A 16,784-nucleotide genomic window follows, 5' to 3' on the forward strand; every position below is an offset into this window, starting at 1 on the left:
AAGCCGGGGAATCAGCGGGATCAGGGCCGCGCGAAATACACAGCGTACCCCACCGTTTCGCGCGGTACGGAATACAGGTCACGCAGCTCGAAATAGGGTGCGTGCACCTGGCCGCTGACGGCGATGCCGGCCCGCTCCAAAGCCAGACGGAAGCGGGGGACATGAAAATATTGCGTGGCGACCATGGCTGTCTTCCAGCCGTGCTGGCGCATGAGAAACGCCGCGTTGCGGGCCGTGGCGTCCGTGGTCCAGCCTTGACTATCTTCGATGATGGCGCTGGCCGGCACGCCGTGCTTGAGCAGATAGCGGGCCATCGATGCGGCCTCGTCAAAACCTTCCTTGCCCGTCGCTCCGCTGACGAGGATGCGCGGCGCCAGTCCAGCCTGGAATTGCGTCAGCGCAGCATCGAGCCGTGCCTGCAGGCGGGGGCTGGGCGTGCCGTCGGGCAGGATGGTGTTGCCGGGCACGACGATCACGTCGGCGGGCGCCAGTTTGTCGTGCAGGCCCGCCAGCACCAAGGCGGCGGTGGCCAGCAGGAAAACAACAAGAGCGCTCAAGCTCAGGAGTATGATTTTTCGCATTGTTGGTGGTGAAACTTGTAGTGGACGCATCATACTCACCCACTCCTGCAAGTGTCTGTTCTGCAGGCGCGGTGAACAGCCCAGTAAAGTTGCAACTTAGCTCAGCGGGACAATCCTGGCATTCACATCGGCGTGCTCGCGCAACAGATACAGCAAGGCTGAGCCGTCTATCAGTTCGATCGGTTTATTGGATGAAAAGGCATAGGCGTCGGGACCATAACGACTGGTCGTGACCAATATGCCTTTGCTCGCGCCTTCGTTCAACATGGTTCCATACAAATCGCGAACGGCGCTCACGCCAACCGCATCCTTATATCGCTTGGCTTGAATGACCACCTTGCCACCCAACACGGGGCGGATATCGAATGCCACCGCATCAACTCCGCCGTCGCGGGAACTGCGGGTGAGTTTGGTATCGAGTCCCATTTTGCTGAACAAATTGGCGACCAGGACTTCAAATTGGGTTGGGCTTAGTTCAAGCAGGTTGGAGCGGTTATCCAACTCGCTCAAGGCATCCCCCTGGACAATGAAACGCTTGTCGACCATACTGAATTCGATGATCGGCTTGACCGCCAGCAGTTCCTCGGGACGAGATGAAACATGGGCGCCCAAAGTACGCAGGCATGCGACGGGATCCGCCCGCTGCAAATTGATGGCAAGAAACGTGTCACGCGCCGCACGCACCGAAATGACGGGTACTCGGATGTCATGGCCCGTCGCGGGGTCATGGGTATCAATAATTCCCGTAAAGGCGAGTACTTTGATTGCCGATGCCTGATCCGCCTCAAACAGTTCATGCAAGCTGCGCAGGGCGATTTCAGCGATCAGCTGCCGGTAAATGTCCTGAATTTCCGATGGCTTGCGGATCTTTGATTCGATGCTGTCCTTGCTTTTGACGTAGCGAAATTCGCATGTCGTGGGCACGATGGAAATCAAGGGCAACTCATATTCGACAGCCAGTGTGCCAGTCAAACCGTCGTAGGCGACGCGAAATTCCTGGGGAAAGTCGTTCAGTGGGTATTCTGATCTGGATAGCACCATGTCGCAATAGGTGACCACGGCATCGCGGTCGTGTGAGAAATACTCTGTCTTGAACTGATCAATTGCACTATTTCGTTCGGCCTGGCCAGCATAGAAGGCCATTTTTCGCACATCGTATTCACGGCGTTCCTGATCCTTGAAAAAGTTCTTGGCGATTTCCTGGATGCTGAAAGCGATTAACTGCCTGTGGTAGTTTTCTTCTGATTTTTTTACGTTAAGTTCATGACGCTTTGCGATATGGGGCATGAGTGCTGACCATGAAGGAGGCGGGTGATGCAGAACTTCGTCCGGAGCGGAGGTGCTGAATAAACGGGGGGATATTTCAAACGGGGCAAATTTTTCTGTTGGCCGAAGACTGTCGAAACTAATCGTATCGTCAACATCAAGGGTGTGGACCAGCACTCCGCGCAAACCAGCGAGGCAATCCTCAATCTCTTCATTCATGTCGGCGACCTCCTGCTGCCTTAAATCCAGATAGTCGATCTTTGCCTGTTTTTCTGCCGCCTTCGTATCGCGCATCGATTGCGCAGCAGCCATGCGTTCGTTGCGTTCATGAACCCGCCGTATCGTGGCTGCGCCTCGTACTTGTCTTGCTTGCTCCCTCTCGGCAGCTGCGATAGCTCTGCTCGTGGCACGGATGAAACCTTCCAATCCAGAGCGTCGGCCCATGTCATATTCCTAGTTGATTGTGATCATAATAGAATACCGCAAGAAAGTTTTTATCCGGACAATAAATTGATATTCCAGCCGGCTCTGCCGATCCACGGCTGCAGTAATAATGGCTGGTGGGATCAGATGGCCCTCGTCGTCGGCCACGATGCCATCCGTCGCCCGTTCCAGCTCAGTAGACTGAGCCGTCCTGCCGTCGTGATCACGGTCGATGGCATGATCCAGTTCGGCGGCTGCTGCGACGCCGATGACGGGCATCGGCGCTTTTAATGGGCCAACTCAGGCGGCGCCGGCCGCTTGTCGCGCGCGCTGGTTCGACAGATAAATATTATCCTTTTCCAGCGGCTTGCCTTCGCGCACGGCAGCCAGCCAGTCCTGCGTGCTGGCGACGGCGGCGAAATTCGAGTGGAACACGGTACTGAAGACGCGGTGGATTTCCTCGGCGCTGGCCGTGCCGCCCGCATTCGCGTAGGGCAGGGTGCCGGTAGCGTCCTGCAGGAACTCGACTTGCAAGCCGTCGTGCGCGGCGTGGTAGATGGTGGCGGCATCGCAGTTGTGCGTCATGTAGCCGGTCACTGTCAGGGTGTCGATGTTGTGGTTCTCCAGCCAGGCGCGCAAGTCCGTGCCCGCAAAGGCGCTGCCCATGCTCTTGTTGATGCGGTGGTCGGCGGCAAAGGCGGCCACTTGCGGATGCAGCTGCCAGCCGTCGCTGCCCCTGGCGAAGATGGGGGAAGCTTCCGGCGCATCGTGCTGCACGACGATCACGGGCACGCCGGCGGCGCGGGCGGCGGCCATGGCGGTGACGATATTCGGCAGGGAAATCTCGACGGATGGGTACTCGATGGGCATGTCGCCCGTGAAGTATTCATTTTGCACATCGATGACGAGCAGGGCGCGGCGTGGAGCGGTGGAAATTTCGGTGGACATGGATTCTCCTGAATGGGTGAAAGAGGAAGGGCTTCCTCGACACAGCCATTCTCGGCCCGCGCGGCGCAAACAAAAAGTGGCCTGAAGGACTTTATACGATAAAATCGGGCCATGCCTACTATTCCTGCTTCTTCCGCCCCCTTGAGCGTGGCCGTGATCGCCTTCGACGGCATGACGCCATTTCACTTGTCCGTGCCTTGCCTCGTGTTTGGCGCCCAGACGGACGAGGCCGATCTACCGCCTTTTCACGTGCGCGTCTGTGCCGCCGATCCCGCACCCTTGCGCACGGCGGCCGGCTTTTGCATCACGCCCGAGTGCGGACTGGAGGGGCTGGAGGGCGCCGATATCGTCATCATGCCGGCCTGGCACGACGATTGCCGCGATGCTGCACCGTCGCTGGTCGCGGCGCTGCAGGCGGCCAGCGGGCGCGGGGCGCGCATGGTGGGCCTGTGCCTGGGCGCGTTTCCGCTGGCGCAGGCGGGCTTGTTGGATGGCAAGCGCGCGGCCACGCACTGGGGCATGGCGGAGCAGCTGGCGGCCCGCTATCCCAGGGTCAGGGTGGACCGCGAAGTGCTGTACGTGGACGATGGCGCTGTGCTGACGTCGGCCGGCGTGGCGGCCGGCCTCGATTGCTGTTTGTATCTGTTGCGCCAGCTGGCCGGCGCCGAGGTGGCGAACCGCGTGGCGCGCCGGCTGCTGGTGGCGCCGCACCGCCAGGGTGGGCAGGCGCAGTTCATCGAGCGCCCGCTGCCCGTGTCCGGCAGCGAAGGGCGCTTTGCCGAGGTGCTCGCTGGCGTGACGGCCAACCTGGGCCAGGCGCACAGCATCGACGCGCTGGCCGCACGGGCCGCCATGAGCCGGCGCAACTTCACGCGCCATTTCCGCCAGGCCACGGGTACGTCCTTCAAGCAATGGCTGCTGAGCCAGCGTCTTGCACATGCGCAAGGCATGCTGGAAAAAAGCGCGGCCTCGATCGATGTCGTGGCGCAAGAGGCCGGCTTCGGCACGGCGTTGTCGCTGCGCCAGCATTTCCGCGCGAACTTGCAGACGTCGCCTTCGGCGTACCGCAAGCTGTTCCGGCAGCAGCTAGGCCAGGTCGCTTGACCATAGCGTCGCCGGGTCCCGGCTGCCCTGGGGCAGTTTCGCACTGACGGCGATTTGCCGTGCAATGAAGGCGGCTGGCTCGAAGGCGTAGCGTTCCTGGAAGGACACGGTTTCCGCGCTCATCAGTTCGGCATACGTCTGCATCAGGGTCGAGGCGCAAACATGCTTGCCTTGCTCCACATAGGTGGCGATGGCGGCCAGCAGCACGGGGTAATCGGCATTTTCCTTGCTGCCGCCAAAGTTGAACGACAACTGCCCGCAGGCGCGCCAGATGGGGTCGAGTTCCCCGTCCGGCACCGGCTGCATGCGCAGCCATTGCAAGGCCTTGAATGGCGGGCCGCCAAACGACGGTGGCGAGATGATGGCCTGGATGGCCACCTTGACGGCTTCCCCGATTCTTCCCGCGCGCACATACTGGCCATGCAGCAGCACCAGGGCGTCCGTATATTCGGGCACGAGGGCCAGCGCCGCTTCCAGCAGCGCGATGGCCGCCTCCGGGTTGCGCTGCGCAATCAATTCCTTGGCTTCCAGATAGGCGGCGCGCGGCGAGGCGGGATCATCGGCCAGCGACGGCGTGCCGACATACTCGTCCTGCGCGGCTGCATGGGCTTGCAGAAACGCCGCCAGGCTGGAAAAGTGCGGCTGGAGGCGCCACTCGTCGTGCCAGGTCTCGACGACGATCGGTTCGGACGCTTCGCGCCCGATGGGCCAGTACAGGCCGAAGGTGTCGCCATTGCCCAGCGCACCTTCAAAGAAGGGAGTGAAGCCGAGCGGTGGATACGCTGTCGTGTGTCGCCAGTCCTGGTCTGTCGAGATGTGGGCGAGGGCTGCGGGTAGTTGCATGGGGGCACCGGAGTATAAAACGCCAGTGTAGAACAAGAGGACGCGGCGGGCGCGTCCCTGTGGCGTGCTTGCGCGACCTACTTGCGCGGCTCGTGTATCCGGAATTTCCTGACGACACCCGCCTGGTCGAACATCACGGCCACTTCGCGCGTGCCTTTTTCGCCCAGCAGGGGGAGCAGCCGCGTCACCTTGGGGGTTTGCAACTGGTTCTTGTAGACCCAGACTTCATAGCCGGGATCGAAGCTGACGACGGTGGCGCTGCCCAGGGCCGCGTCGAGGTCGAGGCGGGTGGTCTTGCCGACCTTGATGTTCTGATAGATGGCGCCATTGTCCGGCGCGCGGTTGACCTTGTATTCACTGGCGGTGCACATGGCCACGGCCAGGCCCGCGAGGCAGGAAGCTGCCAGTTTTATCAATGTGTTCATACGGACTCCCAGTGTGCATCACTGCTTCCAATCTCAGAGGGGACGGGCGTGATGTCAGGAGGGAGTGTGCTTGGGTCGCGCCGAATGTGCTACAAGATTATACAAAGGCGCACAAAATGATGCCTTTGGTGCCGGCTGGTGCTACCTTTAGCGGCTCTGCAGCACGTCGGTCGAGAGTGCCAGGGTTTCCTTGATTTCTTCCATCACCACATAGCTTTTCGATTGCGCGGCGCCCGGCAGTTGCAGCAGCATGTCGCCCAGCAGTTTGCGGTACTCGGCCATTTCATGGATGCGCGCCTTGATCAGGTAATCGAAGTCGCCCGACACCAGATGGCATTCCTGCACTTCGGGAATCTGCAACACTTCGCGGCGGAATTGCTCGAAGGCGGACGCCGACTTTTGATTGAGAGTAATCTCTACGAAGACGAGCAGCTTGGCGCCCAGCGCGGCCGGGTTCACCTTGGCGTGGTAGCCCGTGATGACGCCGTCGCGCTCCATGCGCTTGACCCGCTCGATGCAGGGCGTGATCGACAGGCCCACCTGCTCGCCCAGGTCTTTCATCGAGATGCGGCCATCCTGCTGCAGGATGCGCAGGATGTGGCGGTCCAGCTTGTCGAGACCACGTGCCGATTCTTTAAGGATTCTCATGATTTATTGCTGAATATCTCGATTTATACGTGAACAAATACTGGCTCTTTCCCAATATGATAGCGGTTAATCTGGCAATAGCCTAAAAAATATAATGAGGAAACTATGCGTATCGTGATTCTGGGTAGCGGCGTCATCGGCGTCACCAGTGCTTACTATCTGGCCAAGGCAGGACATGAGGTGACCGTCATCGACCGCCAGCCGGGCCCGGCACTGGAAACCAGCTTCGCGAATGCGGGGCAAATCTCGCCCGGCTACGCTTCGCCATGGGCCGCGCCCGGCATTCCCCTGAAAGCCGTGAAGTGGATGATGCAGCGCCACGCGCCCCTGGCCATCTCGCTCGACGGCAGCGCCGCCCAGCTCAAATGGATGTGGCAGATGTTGCGTAATTGCACACCGGAAGCGTATGCGGTGAACAAGGAACGCATGGTGCGCCTGGCTGAATACAGCCGCGATTGCTTCAAGGTGCTGCGCGCCGAAGCGGGCATCACGTATGAAGGCCGCCAGCAAGGCACGATGCAATTGTTCCGCACTGAAAAGCAGTACAACGACGCCGCCAAGGATATCGAAGTGTTGAAAGACGCGGGCGTGCCGTATGAAGTGCTGCAGCGCAACGAGTTGTCGCGCGCCGAGCCGGCCCTCGAAGCGGTCAAGGATAAACTGTTCGGCGGCTTGCGCCTGCCTAACGATGAAACAGGCGATTGCCAGCTGTTTACCACGCGCCTGTCGGAAATGGCCGTGGCGCTGGGCGTGAAGTTCCGCTATGGCGTGTCCATCGACGCGCTGCTGACGCAGGGCGACGAGATCGCCGGCGTGCAATGCGGCGCGGAAATCGTCAAGGCCGACTCCTACGTGGTGGCCCTCGGTTCCTACTCGACGGGTTTCATGAAGCCGCTGCTGGACATTCCCGTGTATCCATTGAAGGGCTATTCGATCACCGTGCCGATCGTCAACGCGGCCAAGGCGCCCGTGTCGACCATTCTCGATGAAACCTACAAGATTGCCGTGACGCGTTTCGACGACCGCATCCGCGTGGGCGGCATGGCGGAAATCGCCGGCTACAACCTGGACCTGAACCCGCGCCGCCGCGAAACCCTGGAAATGGTCGTCAACGACCTGTTCCCCGGCGGCGGCAACACGGCGGAAGCCACGTTCTGGACGGGTTTGCGCCCGATGACACCGGACGGCACGCCGATCGTCGGCCGCACGCCGCTGCGCAACCTGTTCCTGAACACGGGCCACGGCACTCTGGGCTGGACCATGTCCTGCGGCTCGGCGCAATTGCTGGCCGACCTGATGTCGTCGAAACAGCCGGCAATTCTGGCCGATGACCTGTCCGTCAGCCGCTACAGCGGCGCGCAGCGCGGCGGCAAACTGCAACACGCGGTGGCCTGAGATGGCGGCCAGCATGCCTGCAAAGGAACGTAGCGGCGCCATCCTGACGGTAGACTTGGACGCCGTGCGCGCCAACTACCGCTTGCTGCGCGACAAGGCGCACCCGGCCGCCTGCTCGGCCGTCGTCAAATCCGACGCATATGGCCTGGGCGCCGCGCAAGTGGGCGCGGCCCTGTATGAAGAGGGTTGCCGGCACTTTTTTGTGGCGCATCTGGAAGAGGGCATCAGCCTGCGCCCGCACGTGGCGCCCGACGCGGCCATCTTCGTGCTGCACGGCCCGCCCGTCGATACGGAAGGTGAATTCACGGCCCATGGCCTGACGCCAGTGCTCAACAGCGAGCCGCAGGTGGCGGGCTGGCGCGCACACGCCAAGGCATTGGGGAAAACCCTGGACGCCATCGTGCAGGTGGACACGGGCATGTCGCGCATGGGCTTGTCGCCGCAGGAAATCGACGCCTGGCTGCTGGATGCACACTTTCTTGACGGCATCAAGGTGCGCTACATCATGAGCCACCTGGCGTGCGCCGACGAGCGCAGCAACCCCATGAATGGCGAGCAGCTGGCCCGTTTCATCGCCATCCGCGCCCGTTTGCCGCAGTACCGCGCCAGCCTGGCCAATTCCTCGGGTATTTTCCTGTCGCCCGACTATCACTTCGACCTGGTGCGCCCCGGTGCGGCCCTGTATGGCATCGCGCCGCAGGGCGGCGAACCGAATCCCCTGCGCTCCGTGGTTCGGCTGCAAGGCAAGGTCATGCAGACGCGCACCATCGCCGCTGGCGACCACGTGGGCTACAGCCGCCGCTACACGGCCAGCGAGCCGCGCCAGGTGGCGACGATTTCCGTCGGCTACGCCGATGGCTGGCTGCGCAGCATGAGCAATCAGGGCCTGGCCATCGTCGATGGCGTGAAAGTGCCGCAGATCGGCGCCATCTCGATGGACTCGATCACGCTCGACGTCAGCGCCATCGCGCAGGAACGCGTCGTGCCGGGCAGCCTGGTCGACCTGATCTGCGCCGAACACCCGGTCGATGCCGTGGCGGCCATGGCCAATACCATCGGCTATGAGGTCTTGACGAACCTGGGCGGACGCTACTACCGCGAGTACCAGGGGTTGGCACGTTAGCGCACCTGCCAAAACGCCCATGGCGTTGTTGCCTTGCCTTGCCGTACATTCGTACTGTCTTCGGCAAGGCGCCTAGCCCTGAGCATTTTTTCAGGTGCGCTGGTTTCGCACGCTAAGCAGCGCGAAAGCGATGATTGTGTGGCAAGATAGCCCTGACGTGCATCGCACCTCAGGGCTTTTTCTTAACCATCATCGGGGATTTTCATGAGCCAATATCAAGTCGCAATCATCGTCGGCAGCCTGCGCAAGGATTCCTTCAACCGCAAGCTCGCCGACGCCATCATCAAGCTGGCGCCGCCCGAGTTTTCCTTCAAACATATCGAGATCGGTGACTTGCCGCTGTACAACCAGGATGACGATGGCGCGCAAGCCGAACAGGTGCTGCGCCTCAAATCCGACATTTCCACATCGCAAGCCTTGCTCTTCCTCACCCCCGAATACAACCGTTCCATCCCCGGCGTGCTGAAAAACGCCCTCGACCATGGCTCGCGCCCGTATGGCCAGAGCGTGTGGGGCGGCAAGCCGGGCGCCGTGCTGGGCGTCTCCGTGGGCGCCACGGGCACGGCCCTGGCGCAGCAGCATTTGCGCAATGTGCTCGCTTACCTGGACGTGCCGCTGCTGGGCCAACCAGAAATGTTTATCCAGTCCAAGGAAGGCCTGTTCGACGAGCATGGCGGCATCGGTCCGGCCAGCCTGGGCTTCTTCCAGGGCTGGATGCAGCGCTATGCGGACTGGGTACGCAAGCACGCCGTGCATGCCTGAATGGTCTAGGCTTGTCGGGCGGGGACAAATGGGGCAATAAACCATTGTCCATGGCACTTTGTTGCTGTATGGACATGTATAATGGGCTTTTTTTTCAGGCGCAATCCTACACTGCCCCGTCTCTTCCATGCCGCTTCAACCTGTGGCGCAACCTCTGTTGCGCATCAATCTGCGCCGTCTGATCGTGCTGGTGGCGTTTGCCAGCGCCGTCATCTCCCTGGCTAACAGCTTTTATGCCACGTATCAGGTGCAGCGCCAGTTGCTGATCGATACGACCCTGGAGGCGAACTACGCGTATGCGCTGAAGCTGGCCAGCAGCACGGAGAACTTCCTGCTGGCGGCGCGCCAGCAACTGGCCTACAGCGCCGGCCAGCTGCCCCGGCATTTTGCCGACCCGGCCGCCCTCAAGACGGAAGCCGAACGCTTGCGCGGGCAGACTAACAGCTTCAATTCCGTCCTGATCGTCGATGCGCAGGGCAAGGTGCTGGGCGTGTCGCCCGAGACGCTGGGCCTGCAGAACAGCCAGCTGGCCTCGGAAGGGGCGCGCCTGGCGCTGCGCGAACGCCGCCCGCTGATCACCCGGCCGTATATGTCGTCGGTGGGCAACCTGGTGGTCTTCATTTCCCATCCCGTGTTCGATCACGGCGGACGCTATCTGGGCTATGTGGGCGGTTCGATTTACCTGAAGCAGAAAAACATCCTGTTCACCTTGCTGGGACAGCATTACTACCGCGATGGTTCGTATTTATATGTGGTCGACCAGAGCCGGCGCCTGCTGTACCATCCCGATCCCTCGCGGGTCGGCGAAGTGGCCGGCAAGAATACCGTGATCGACGCCATCCTGCGCCAGGAAAGCGGCAGCGGAAGCACCGTCAACAGCCGGGGCACGGACATGCTGGCCGGCTATGCCGTGCTGCCGTCAACGGGCTGGGGCATTGTGGCCCAGCGGCCCACGGCCGCCACTTTGGCCCCGCTGAACCAGCTGATGCTCAACACCCTGTGGTATTCCTTGCCCATTGCCTTGCTCAGCCTGCCGTTCATCTGGTGGCTGGCGCGCCTCATTTCACGGCCCCTGATGCAGCTGGCCGAAGGCGCCAGCCGCATGGATGCGGCTGGCATGGCCGAGCGCATCGGCGGCATCCGCGCCTGGTATCTGGAAGCGGCGCAGATCAAGCGCGCCTTGCTGGTGGGAATGTCCTTGCTGCAGAAAAAGATCGGCAAGCTGAAATTCGACGTGCAGACGGACCCGCTGACGGGCCTGGCCAACCGGCGCGGCATGGCGGCGGCGCTGGATGCCTGGCAGGCGCAGGCGCGGCCGTTTTCCGTCATCGCCATCGACATCGACCATTTCAAGCAAGTCAACGACCGCTGGGGCCATGCGGTGGGCGATGAAGTCATCCTGCACCTGGCGCAGCTGATGCGCGCCTGCTCGCGCGATGCCGACGTGCTGTGCCGCAATGGCGGCGATGAATTCATCATGCTGCTGCCCGAGGCCGACCTCGACGTGGCGCTGCAGGTGGCCGAGCGCCTGCGCGCCCGCGTGGCCGCCGCCGAGATCCCCGGCGCCGGTCCCGTCACGGTCTCGCTGGGCGTCGTCTCGTCGGAACAGGGGGCGGGCAAGGTGCTCGGTGCGGACGCCGTGCTGCTGGCGGCCGACGCGGCCCTGTATGTGGCCAAGGAAAATGGACGCAACCGCGTGGGCCTCGCCGAGCCCGCCTGAGGCGTTTTTGTGCCGGATCAGATTGACCTTGTCATTCGGCAAACGTCAAACTGATCCTATGTTTTCTCCGATTTCTGAGTCTGTTATGTTTTACTCGAAAAGCCTAGAGTGGAGGCCTGGGTAAAACAGACGTCACACGTCGGGAAGGCAACACATGTTAGGGCTCACTGCATTGGAACTGGCGCGCGTCCAGTTCGGCTTCACCATCTCGTTTCACATCATTTTTCCTGCCATCACCATCGGCCTGGCCAGTTACCTGACGGTACTGGAGGCGGCGTGGTTGCGCACGCAGGATGGCGTGTACCGCGACCTGTACCACTTCTGGTCGAAGATTTTCGCCGTCAATTTCGGCATGGGCGTCGTTTCCGGCCTCGTCATGGCTTACCAGTTCGGCACCAACTGGAGTTTCTTTTCCGATTATGCGGGCAGCATCACGGGCCCGCTGCTGGCCTACGAAGTGCTGACCGCCTTCTTCCTGGAAGCGGGTTTTCTCGGCGTGATGCTGTTCGGCTGGCACCGCGTGGGGCCGGGCCTGCACATGTTCGCCACGGCCATGGTGGCGCTGGGCACCTTGATCTCGGCCACCTGGATCATTGCCTCGAACAGCTGGATGCAGACGCCGCAGGGCCATGAAATCATCGACGGCCGGGTCGTGCCCGTGGACTGGCTGGCCGTCATCTTCAATCCTTCGTTCCCCTACCGGCTGCTGCACATGAGCGTGGCCGCCTTCCTCGCCACGGCCTTGCTGGTGGTGGCGTCGGCCGCCTGGCATTTACTGCGGGGCAATGACAATGCGGCCATCCGCAAGATGATGACGATGGGTTTGTCGATGCTGCTGATCGTCGCGCCCATCCAGGCCGTGATCGGCGACCTGCATGGCTTGAACACGCTGGAGCACCAGCCGGCGAAGATCGCCGCCATGGAAGGCCACTGGGAAAACAAAGGAGGCGAGGGCACGCCGCTGATCCTGTTCGGCTGGCCCGACATGGAACGCGAGGAAACCCTGTACAAGGTGGAAATCCCCCGCCTGGGCGGCCTGATCCTGGCGCATGACTGGAATGGCACGATTCCCGCCTTGAAAGAATTCGCTCCGCGCGACCGGCCGCCTTCCGCCGTCGTATTCTGGTCGTTTCGCCTGATGGCGGGGCTGGGCATGCTGATGATCGCGCTGGGACTCTGGAGTGCGTGGCTGCGCTGGCGCGGCACCCTGTGGCGCTCGCGCCTGTTCCTGCGCTGCGCCCTGTGGATGGGGCCCAGCGGCCTGGTGGCCATGCTGGCCGGCTGGTACACGACCGAGATCGGCCGCCAGCCGTGGACCGTGTACGGCTTGCTGCGCACGCAAGACGCCGTCTCGGCGCACGGCGCCACGCAGCTGGGCATCACCCTGGTGCTGTTCATTGTCATTTATTTTGCCGTCTTCGGCACGGGCATCGGCTACCTGCTGCGTTTGATCCGCGTGGGGCCGCAGCCGCATGAGGGCGAGCGCGTCGAGCACGGCGGACCGGGCCAGGAGCGCACACCCGCGCGGCCACTATCTGCAGCACAAGGAGGAAATTCGCATGGGCATTGATCTGCCACTACTGTGGGCCATCATTATCTTGTTCAGCATCATGATGTATGTGGTGATGGATGGCTTCGACCTGGGTATCGGCATCCTGTATCCGTTTTTCCAGGAGAAGAGCGAGCGCGACGTGATGATGAATACGGTCGCGCCCGTCTGGGACGGCAATGAAACCTGGCTGGTGCTGGGCGGCGCGGGCATGCTGGCGGCCTTTCCGCTCGCCTATTCCGTGGTGCTGAGCGCCTGCTACCTGCCGCTCAGCTTCATGCTGATGGGCCTGATCTTCCGCGGCGTGGCCTTCGAATTCCGCTTCAAGGCGCGCGAGCATGAGCGCCATGTGTGGGACAAGGCGTTTATCGGCGGCTCGGTGGCGGCCGCCTTTTTCCAGGGCGTGACCCTGGGCGCCTACATCCAGGGCATGCCGGTAGTCAAGCGCAGCTATGCGGGCGGCGCGCTGGACTGGCTCACGCCGTTCTCGCTGTTCACGGGCCTGGGACTGGTGGTGGCGTATGCCTTGCTGGGCAGCACCTGGCTGATCATGAAGACGAACGGCGGTTTGCAGGCGCGCGCGGGGCGCATCACGCGCACGCTCGTCTGGCTGCTGCTGGGCGTGATCGCCGTCATCAGTCTCTGGACGCCTTTTGTCGATCCGGCCATCGCCGCGCGCTGGTTTGCGCTGCCGCAACTGTTCTGGTTTTTGCCCGTGCCGCTGCTGGTACTGGGCGCGGGCTGGCTGCTGCTGCGCTCCGTGCGGCGGGGGCGGCAGACGGCGCCTTTCCTGCTGACCCTGGCGCTGGTCTTCCTCGGCTACACGGGCCTGGGCATCAGCGTGTGGCCCAACATCATCCCGCCGTCGGTATCGATATGGGAGGCGTCGTCACCGCCGCAAAGCCAGGGTTTTACCCTGGTGGGGGCGCTGTTCATCATCCCCGTTATCCTGATGTATACGGTGTGGTCATATTATGTGTTTCGTGGCAAAGTCCACCCGGACGATGGCTATCACTGATGAAACAATTTGAACAGGGACAACAATCATGGTGCAAACGACTGGCGTGGCTGGCCGGCATCTGGCTGGCCAGCGTGGCCACCCTGGGCCTGGCCGCGTGGGCGATGCGCCTGCTGATGCGGGCGGCGGGGATGGGCAGCTGACAGGCATCCGCTGCGAGGTCGGTGGCCAGTTGCACCCGCTGGCCTTCCTCGGCTGCCGCGAACTCAACTACGGCCAGCGCAGCGCGCTGCCGCTGCAGCCGTTTCGCCTGAGCGTGCCGGAAGCGGCGCTGGCGGGCCTGCTCGACGAGCCGTTCAACAGTTTTATCCAGACTTGCCGCGCAGACGACCTGCAGTACGAGGAAAGCGACTTGCCCGAACTCAAGGAAGCGGGCTACCCGGACATCACGGCCATGCTGGCGGGCCACCGGCCGCTGCTGGCCGACATGTTGCTCGACTTCATGATCGGCGACCTGTTGGCCGCCATCGGGCGCGCCAGCGGCTACCGGCCACCGCGCGCGCGCCACTGGGGCGACATGGAGGCGGCTGATGGCCGCGCGTATTTCACCATCAATGAAGTGCAGAAAGTGACTTTTTCCGATGGCCAGGCCCTGTTCGAAGGGCAGGGATATTACGGCGAGTACGTCATCTGGCTGACCCACGGCTACGTGCGCAAATAGGGACTTGACCTTCCTCGCGTGGGAAGGTTTATAGTTGTGCCATGAACCGTGCCTTTTTCCGCTCACTCGCCCGCTCGCTGCTCTGGCTGCTGGCCGTCACCTTGCCCATGCAGGGCTTTGCGTCGGCCATGCGCAGCTGCTGCGTGGACGAGCTGACGGCAGCGGTCACCATTGTGGCAGCGTCGGCGCCCCAGTGCCATGATATGAACGATGCGGCCGACATGCGGATCGCGCACCAGCCGATGACAATGGCCATGGATGATGGCGGCGCCATGCAGCATGGCCACGATTGCAGCAACCATGGCGCCTGCACGGTGGGCGCTACGGCGCCGCCCGGCATGCCCGCCTTGCACGCCTTGACCCTGCGCGCGCCGCCACCGGTGCTGGCGCCCGATTCCCTGTTCGCCGGGCATATCCCGCCTGGTCCCGAACGTCCCCCGAGAAGCACGCACTCCGCCTGACCGCCCGTTGAACCTGGCGGTGCCGCCGTCGCACGTCCCTGCACGTTGCAGCGGCCGCGCCAGCGTTCCAGTCGCGCACCTGCCGCGCCATACCCTGTCAATCAAGGAATACCATGAAACACCTGTTCAGCTTCGTGCTGGCTGTACTGCCGCTGGCCGCCGCAGCGCAGTCCCAGCCCAAGCCCGCCCCGCAAGAGGCGCAAGCATCCGTGCCGGCCACCACTTACCACTCCGCCTTCGCCGGCTACCGTCCCGCCGCCGAGGAAGACGCCACGCCCGATCAGACCTGGCGCGCCGTCAACGACAAAGTCGGCAAGGCCGGCGGCCACATGGGCATGATGAAGATGGAAGGCCACCAGATGGACGGCCATCAAATGAAGGGCCACGCCATGCCGATGAAGCATGCCATGCCCATGCCCAAGCCGGAGGCGAAGCCGGCCGCCCAGCCGGCCCCGCAACATCAGCCACACCAGCATGAAGGACATTGACATGGCCCGCTTCACACAATCAACTTGCCTCACGCCGCTGGCGCTGGCAGCCGTCCTGCTGCTCAGTGGTTGCGCCAGTTTCAGCGAGGATGGCGGCATGCGGACGGTGTCCACGCTGGCCGACGTCCGCACGGGTGCCCCTGCGGCGCTGGCCGACCAGGGTGGCGAGGAAAAGCTGGCCTCCCTGCTGGCCCAGCCCCTGGACGCCGACAGCGCCGTGCGCATTGCCCTGATGAACAACCACGGCATGAAAGTGGCGCTGGCCCAGCTGGGCGCGTCCGAGGCAGACCTGGTGCAGGCGGGGCGCTTGCGCAATCCCGGTCTGTCGTTCGGCCGCTCGCACGGCAGCCATGGCAATGAAATCGACCGCGGCGTCAGCTTCGACCTGGCGGGACTGCTGACCATGCCGATGCGCATCAACATCGAGCGGGGCCGTTTCGAGCAAGCCAAGCTGCAGGCGGCCAGCAGCGCCGTGCAACTGGCTGCCGACACGCGCCGTGCCTACTTCAATGCGGTGGCTGCCGTGCAGACGGAAGCGTTCATGCAGCGCGCGCTGCTGTCGGCCGAAGCGGGCGCCGAACTGGCCACGCGCTTGCGGCAGGCGGGCAACTGGAGCCGCCTCGACCAGGCGCGCCAGCAAGTGTTTTACGCGGACGCCGTCGGCGACCTGGCTCGCGCGCGCCATCAGGCATTGGTGACGCGCGAGCACCTGACGCGCTTGCTGGGCCTGTGGGGCAAGCAGGCCAGCTTTACTTTACCGTCGCGCCTGCCCGACTTGCCGGCCCAGGCGGCTGAGGCGGGCAATATCGAGGCGCAGGCGATGGAACAGCGCCTCGACGTGCAAAGAGCGAAACTCGACGCGCATGCCTCGGCCGACGCGCTGGGCCTGTCCAAGGTGACGGGTTTCGTCAATGTGCTCGACGTGGGCTATACCAACAAGAGCAGCAGCAAGGCGCCGCGCGAAAACGGCTATGAAGTATCGCTGGAATTGCCCCTGTTCGACTGGGGTTCGGCGCGCAATGCGAAGGCGCAAGCCCTGTACGAGCAAGCGCTGCAGCGCACGGCGGGCACGGCCGTGCAGGCCCGCTCGGAAGTGCGCGAGGCGTATTCCAGCTACCGCACGGCGTACGACCTGGCGCGCCACTACCGCGATGAAGTCGTGCCGCTACGCAAGACGATTTCGCATGAAGTATTGCTGCGCTACAACGGCATGCTGGCCAGCGTGTTCGAGTTGCTGGCCGACGCGCGCGAGCAAGTCGCCAGCGTGAACAGCGCCATCGAAACCCAGCGCGATTTCTGGATCGCCCAAACTGAATTGCAATCGGCCATCAATGGCAGCGGCCCCGTGGCAACTGCGGCAAAGGAATAA

General features: G+C 62.8%; 19 protein-coding genes. 12 read left to right on the plus strand and 7 right to left on the minus strand.

What is annotated here, in order from left to right; all coding sequences use genetic code 11:
• Positions 1-20: 20 nt before the first annotated feature.
• The 4 genes from ACP7EG_RS04220 to ACP7EG_RS04235 all read right to left on the minus strand — a co-directional run bounded on the left by ACP7EG_RS04220 (position 21) and on the right by ACP7EG_RS04235 (position 3,218).
• Complete coding sequence (locus ACP7EG_RS04220; protein WP_426086540.1) at positions 21-557, minus strand: YdcF family protein; 537 nt, start codon at positions 555-557, stop codon at positions 21-23.
• A gap of 120 nt (positions 558-677) precedes the next feature.
• The gene (locus tag ACP7EG_RS04225) at positions 678-2,291 is read right to left on the minus strand and encodes a restriction endonuclease (protein WP_426086541.1); all 1,614 of its coding nucleotides are present in this window, start codon (positions 2,289-2,291) and stop codon (positions 678-680) included.
• A 9-nt stretch (positions 2,292-2,300) separates the two neighbouring features.
• On the minus strand, positions 2,301-2,549 hold the full coding sequence (locus tag ACP7EG_RS04230; protein ID WP_426086542.1) for a hypothetical protein: 249 nt from the start codon (positions 2,547-2,549) through the stop codon (positions 2,301-2,303).
• A 21-nt stretch (positions 2,550-2,570) separates the two neighbouring features.
• Positions 2,571-3,218 (minus strand): cysteine hydrolase family protein, encoded by a 648-nt coding sequence (locus tag ACP7EG_RS04235; RefSeq protein ID WP_426086543.1) that lies wholly within the window; start codon positions 3,216-3,218, stop codon positions 2,571-2,573.
• A 141-nt stretch (positions 3,219-3,359) separates the two neighbouring features.
• Here ACP7EG_RS04235 and ACP7EG_RS04240 point away from each other — a divergent pair, with 141 nt between their 5' ends.
• Positions 3,360-4,322, plus strand: coding sequence for a GlxA family transcriptional regulator (locus tag ACP7EG_RS04240; protein ID WP_426087132.1), 963 nt, complete (start codon positions 3,360-3,362; stop codon positions 4,320-4,322).
• Here the strand turns inward: ACP7EG_RS04240 and ACP7EG_RS04245 are convergent.
• The 3 genes from ACP7EG_RS04245 to ACP7EG_RS04255 form a co-directional block, all read right to left on the minus strand.
• Positions 4,305-5,165 (minus strand): tetratricopeptide repeat protein, encoded by an 861-nt coding sequence (locus ACP7EG_RS04245; RefSeq protein ID WP_426086544.1) that lies wholly within the window; start codon positions 5,163-5,165, stop codon positions 4,305-4,307. The two genes, ACP7EG_RS04240 and ACP7EG_RS04245, sit on opposite strands and share 18 nt — an antisense overlap.
• Positions 5,166-5,242: 77 nt before the next feature.
• Complete coding sequence (locus ACP7EG_RS04250; protein ID WP_426086545.1) at positions 5,243-5,590, minus strand: hypothetical protein; 348 nt, start codon at positions 5,588-5,590, stop codon at positions 5,243-5,245.
• Between the two features lie 147 nt (positions 5,591-5,737).
• Entirely contained in the window at positions 5,738-6,238 is a 501-nt protein-coding gene (locus ACP7EG_RS04255) for an Lrp/AsnC ligand binding domain-containing protein (RefSeq protein WP_034754979.1), read from the minus strand.
• A gap of 105 nt (positions 6,239-6,343) precedes the next feature.
• On the opposite strand from ACP7EG_RS04255, the gene ACP7EG_RS04260 reads away from it, so the two are divergent.
• From ACP7EG_RS04260 to ACP7EG_RS04310, 11 genes are all read left to right on the plus strand, one after another.
• A complete protein-coding gene (locus ACP7EG_RS04260) occupies positions 6,344-7,633 on the plus strand; it encodes a D-amino acid dehydrogenase (protein WP_426086547.1) in 1,290 nt (429 codons plus the stop codon).
• Positions 7,634-7,646: 13 nt separating this feature from the next.
• Positions 7,647-8,756 carry an alanine racemase gene (gene alr / locus ACP7EG_RS04265; protein ID WP_426086548.1) on the plus strand — a complete coding sequence of 370 codons (1,110 nt, stop codon included), beginning with the start codon at positions 7,647-7,649 and terminating at the stop codon, positions 8,754-8,756.
• Positions 8,757-8,960: 204 nt separating this feature from the next.
• Entirely contained in the window at positions 8,961-9,518 is a 558-nt protein-coding gene (locus ACP7EG_RS04270) for an NADPH-dependent FMN reductase (RefSeq protein ID WP_426086549.1), read from the plus strand.
• Between the two features lie 127 nt (positions 9,519-9,645).
• A complete protein-coding gene (locus ACP7EG_RS04275; protein WP_426086550.1) occupies positions 9,646-11,238 on the plus strand; it encodes a diguanylate cyclase in 1,593 nt (530 codons plus the stop codon).
• Between the two features lie 154 nt (positions 11,239-11,392).
• Positions 11,393-12,808, plus strand: coding sequence for a cytochrome ubiquinol oxidase subunit I (locus ACP7EG_RS04280; protein ID WP_426086551.1), 1,416 nt, complete (start codon positions 11,393-11,395; stop codon positions 12,806-12,808).
• Positions 12,798-13,805, plus strand: a complete 1,008-nt coding sequence (cydB, locus tag ACP7EG_RS04285) for a cytochrome d ubiquinol oxidase subunit II (protein WP_426086552.1) — start codon at positions 12,798-12,800, stop codon at positions 13,803-13,805. Before ACP7EG_RS04280 ends, cydB begins: the two co-directional genes overlap by 11 nt.
• Positions 13,805-13,948 (plus strand): DUF2474 domain-containing protein, encoded by a 144-nt coding sequence (locus ACP7EG_RS04290; protein ID WP_298413413.1) that lies wholly within the window; start codon positions 13,805-13,807, stop codon positions 13,946-13,948. Before cydB ends, ACP7EG_RS04290 begins: the two co-directional genes overlap by 1 nt.
• Positions 13,903-14,466 (plus strand): hypothetical protein, encoded by a 564-nt coding sequence (locus ACP7EG_RS04295; protein WP_426086553.1) that lies wholly within the window; start codon positions 13,903-13,905, stop codon positions 14,464-14,466. The genes ACP7EG_RS04290 and ACP7EG_RS04295 overlap by 46 nt, the downstream gene beginning before the upstream one ends.
• Positions 14,467-14,507: 41 nt before the next feature.
• Positions 14,508-14,927 carry a hypothetical protein gene (locus tag ACP7EG_RS04300; RefSeq protein ID WP_426086554.1) on the plus strand — a complete coding sequence of 140 codons (420 nt, stop codon included), beginning with the start codon at positions 14,508-14,510 and terminating at the stop codon, positions 14,925-14,927.
• A gap of 113 nt (positions 14,928-15,040) precedes the next feature.
• A complete protein-coding gene (locus ACP7EG_RS04305; RefSeq protein ID WP_426086555.1) occupies positions 15,041-15,415 on the plus strand; it encodes a hypothetical protein in 375 nt (124 codons plus the stop codon).
• A 1-nt stretch (position 15,416) separates the two neighbouring features.
• Entirely contained in the window at positions 15,417-16,784 is a 1,368-nt protein-coding gene (locus ACP7EG_RS04310; RefSeq protein ID WP_426086556.1) for a TolC family protein, read from the plus strand.

The sequence above is a fragment of the Janthinobacterium sp. PSPC1-1 genome (genome assembly GCF_049897625.1).
Classification (GTDB): domain Bacteria; phylum Pseudomonadota; class Gammaproteobacteria; order Burkholderiales; family Burkholderiaceae_D; genus Janthinobacterium; species Janthinobacterium tructae.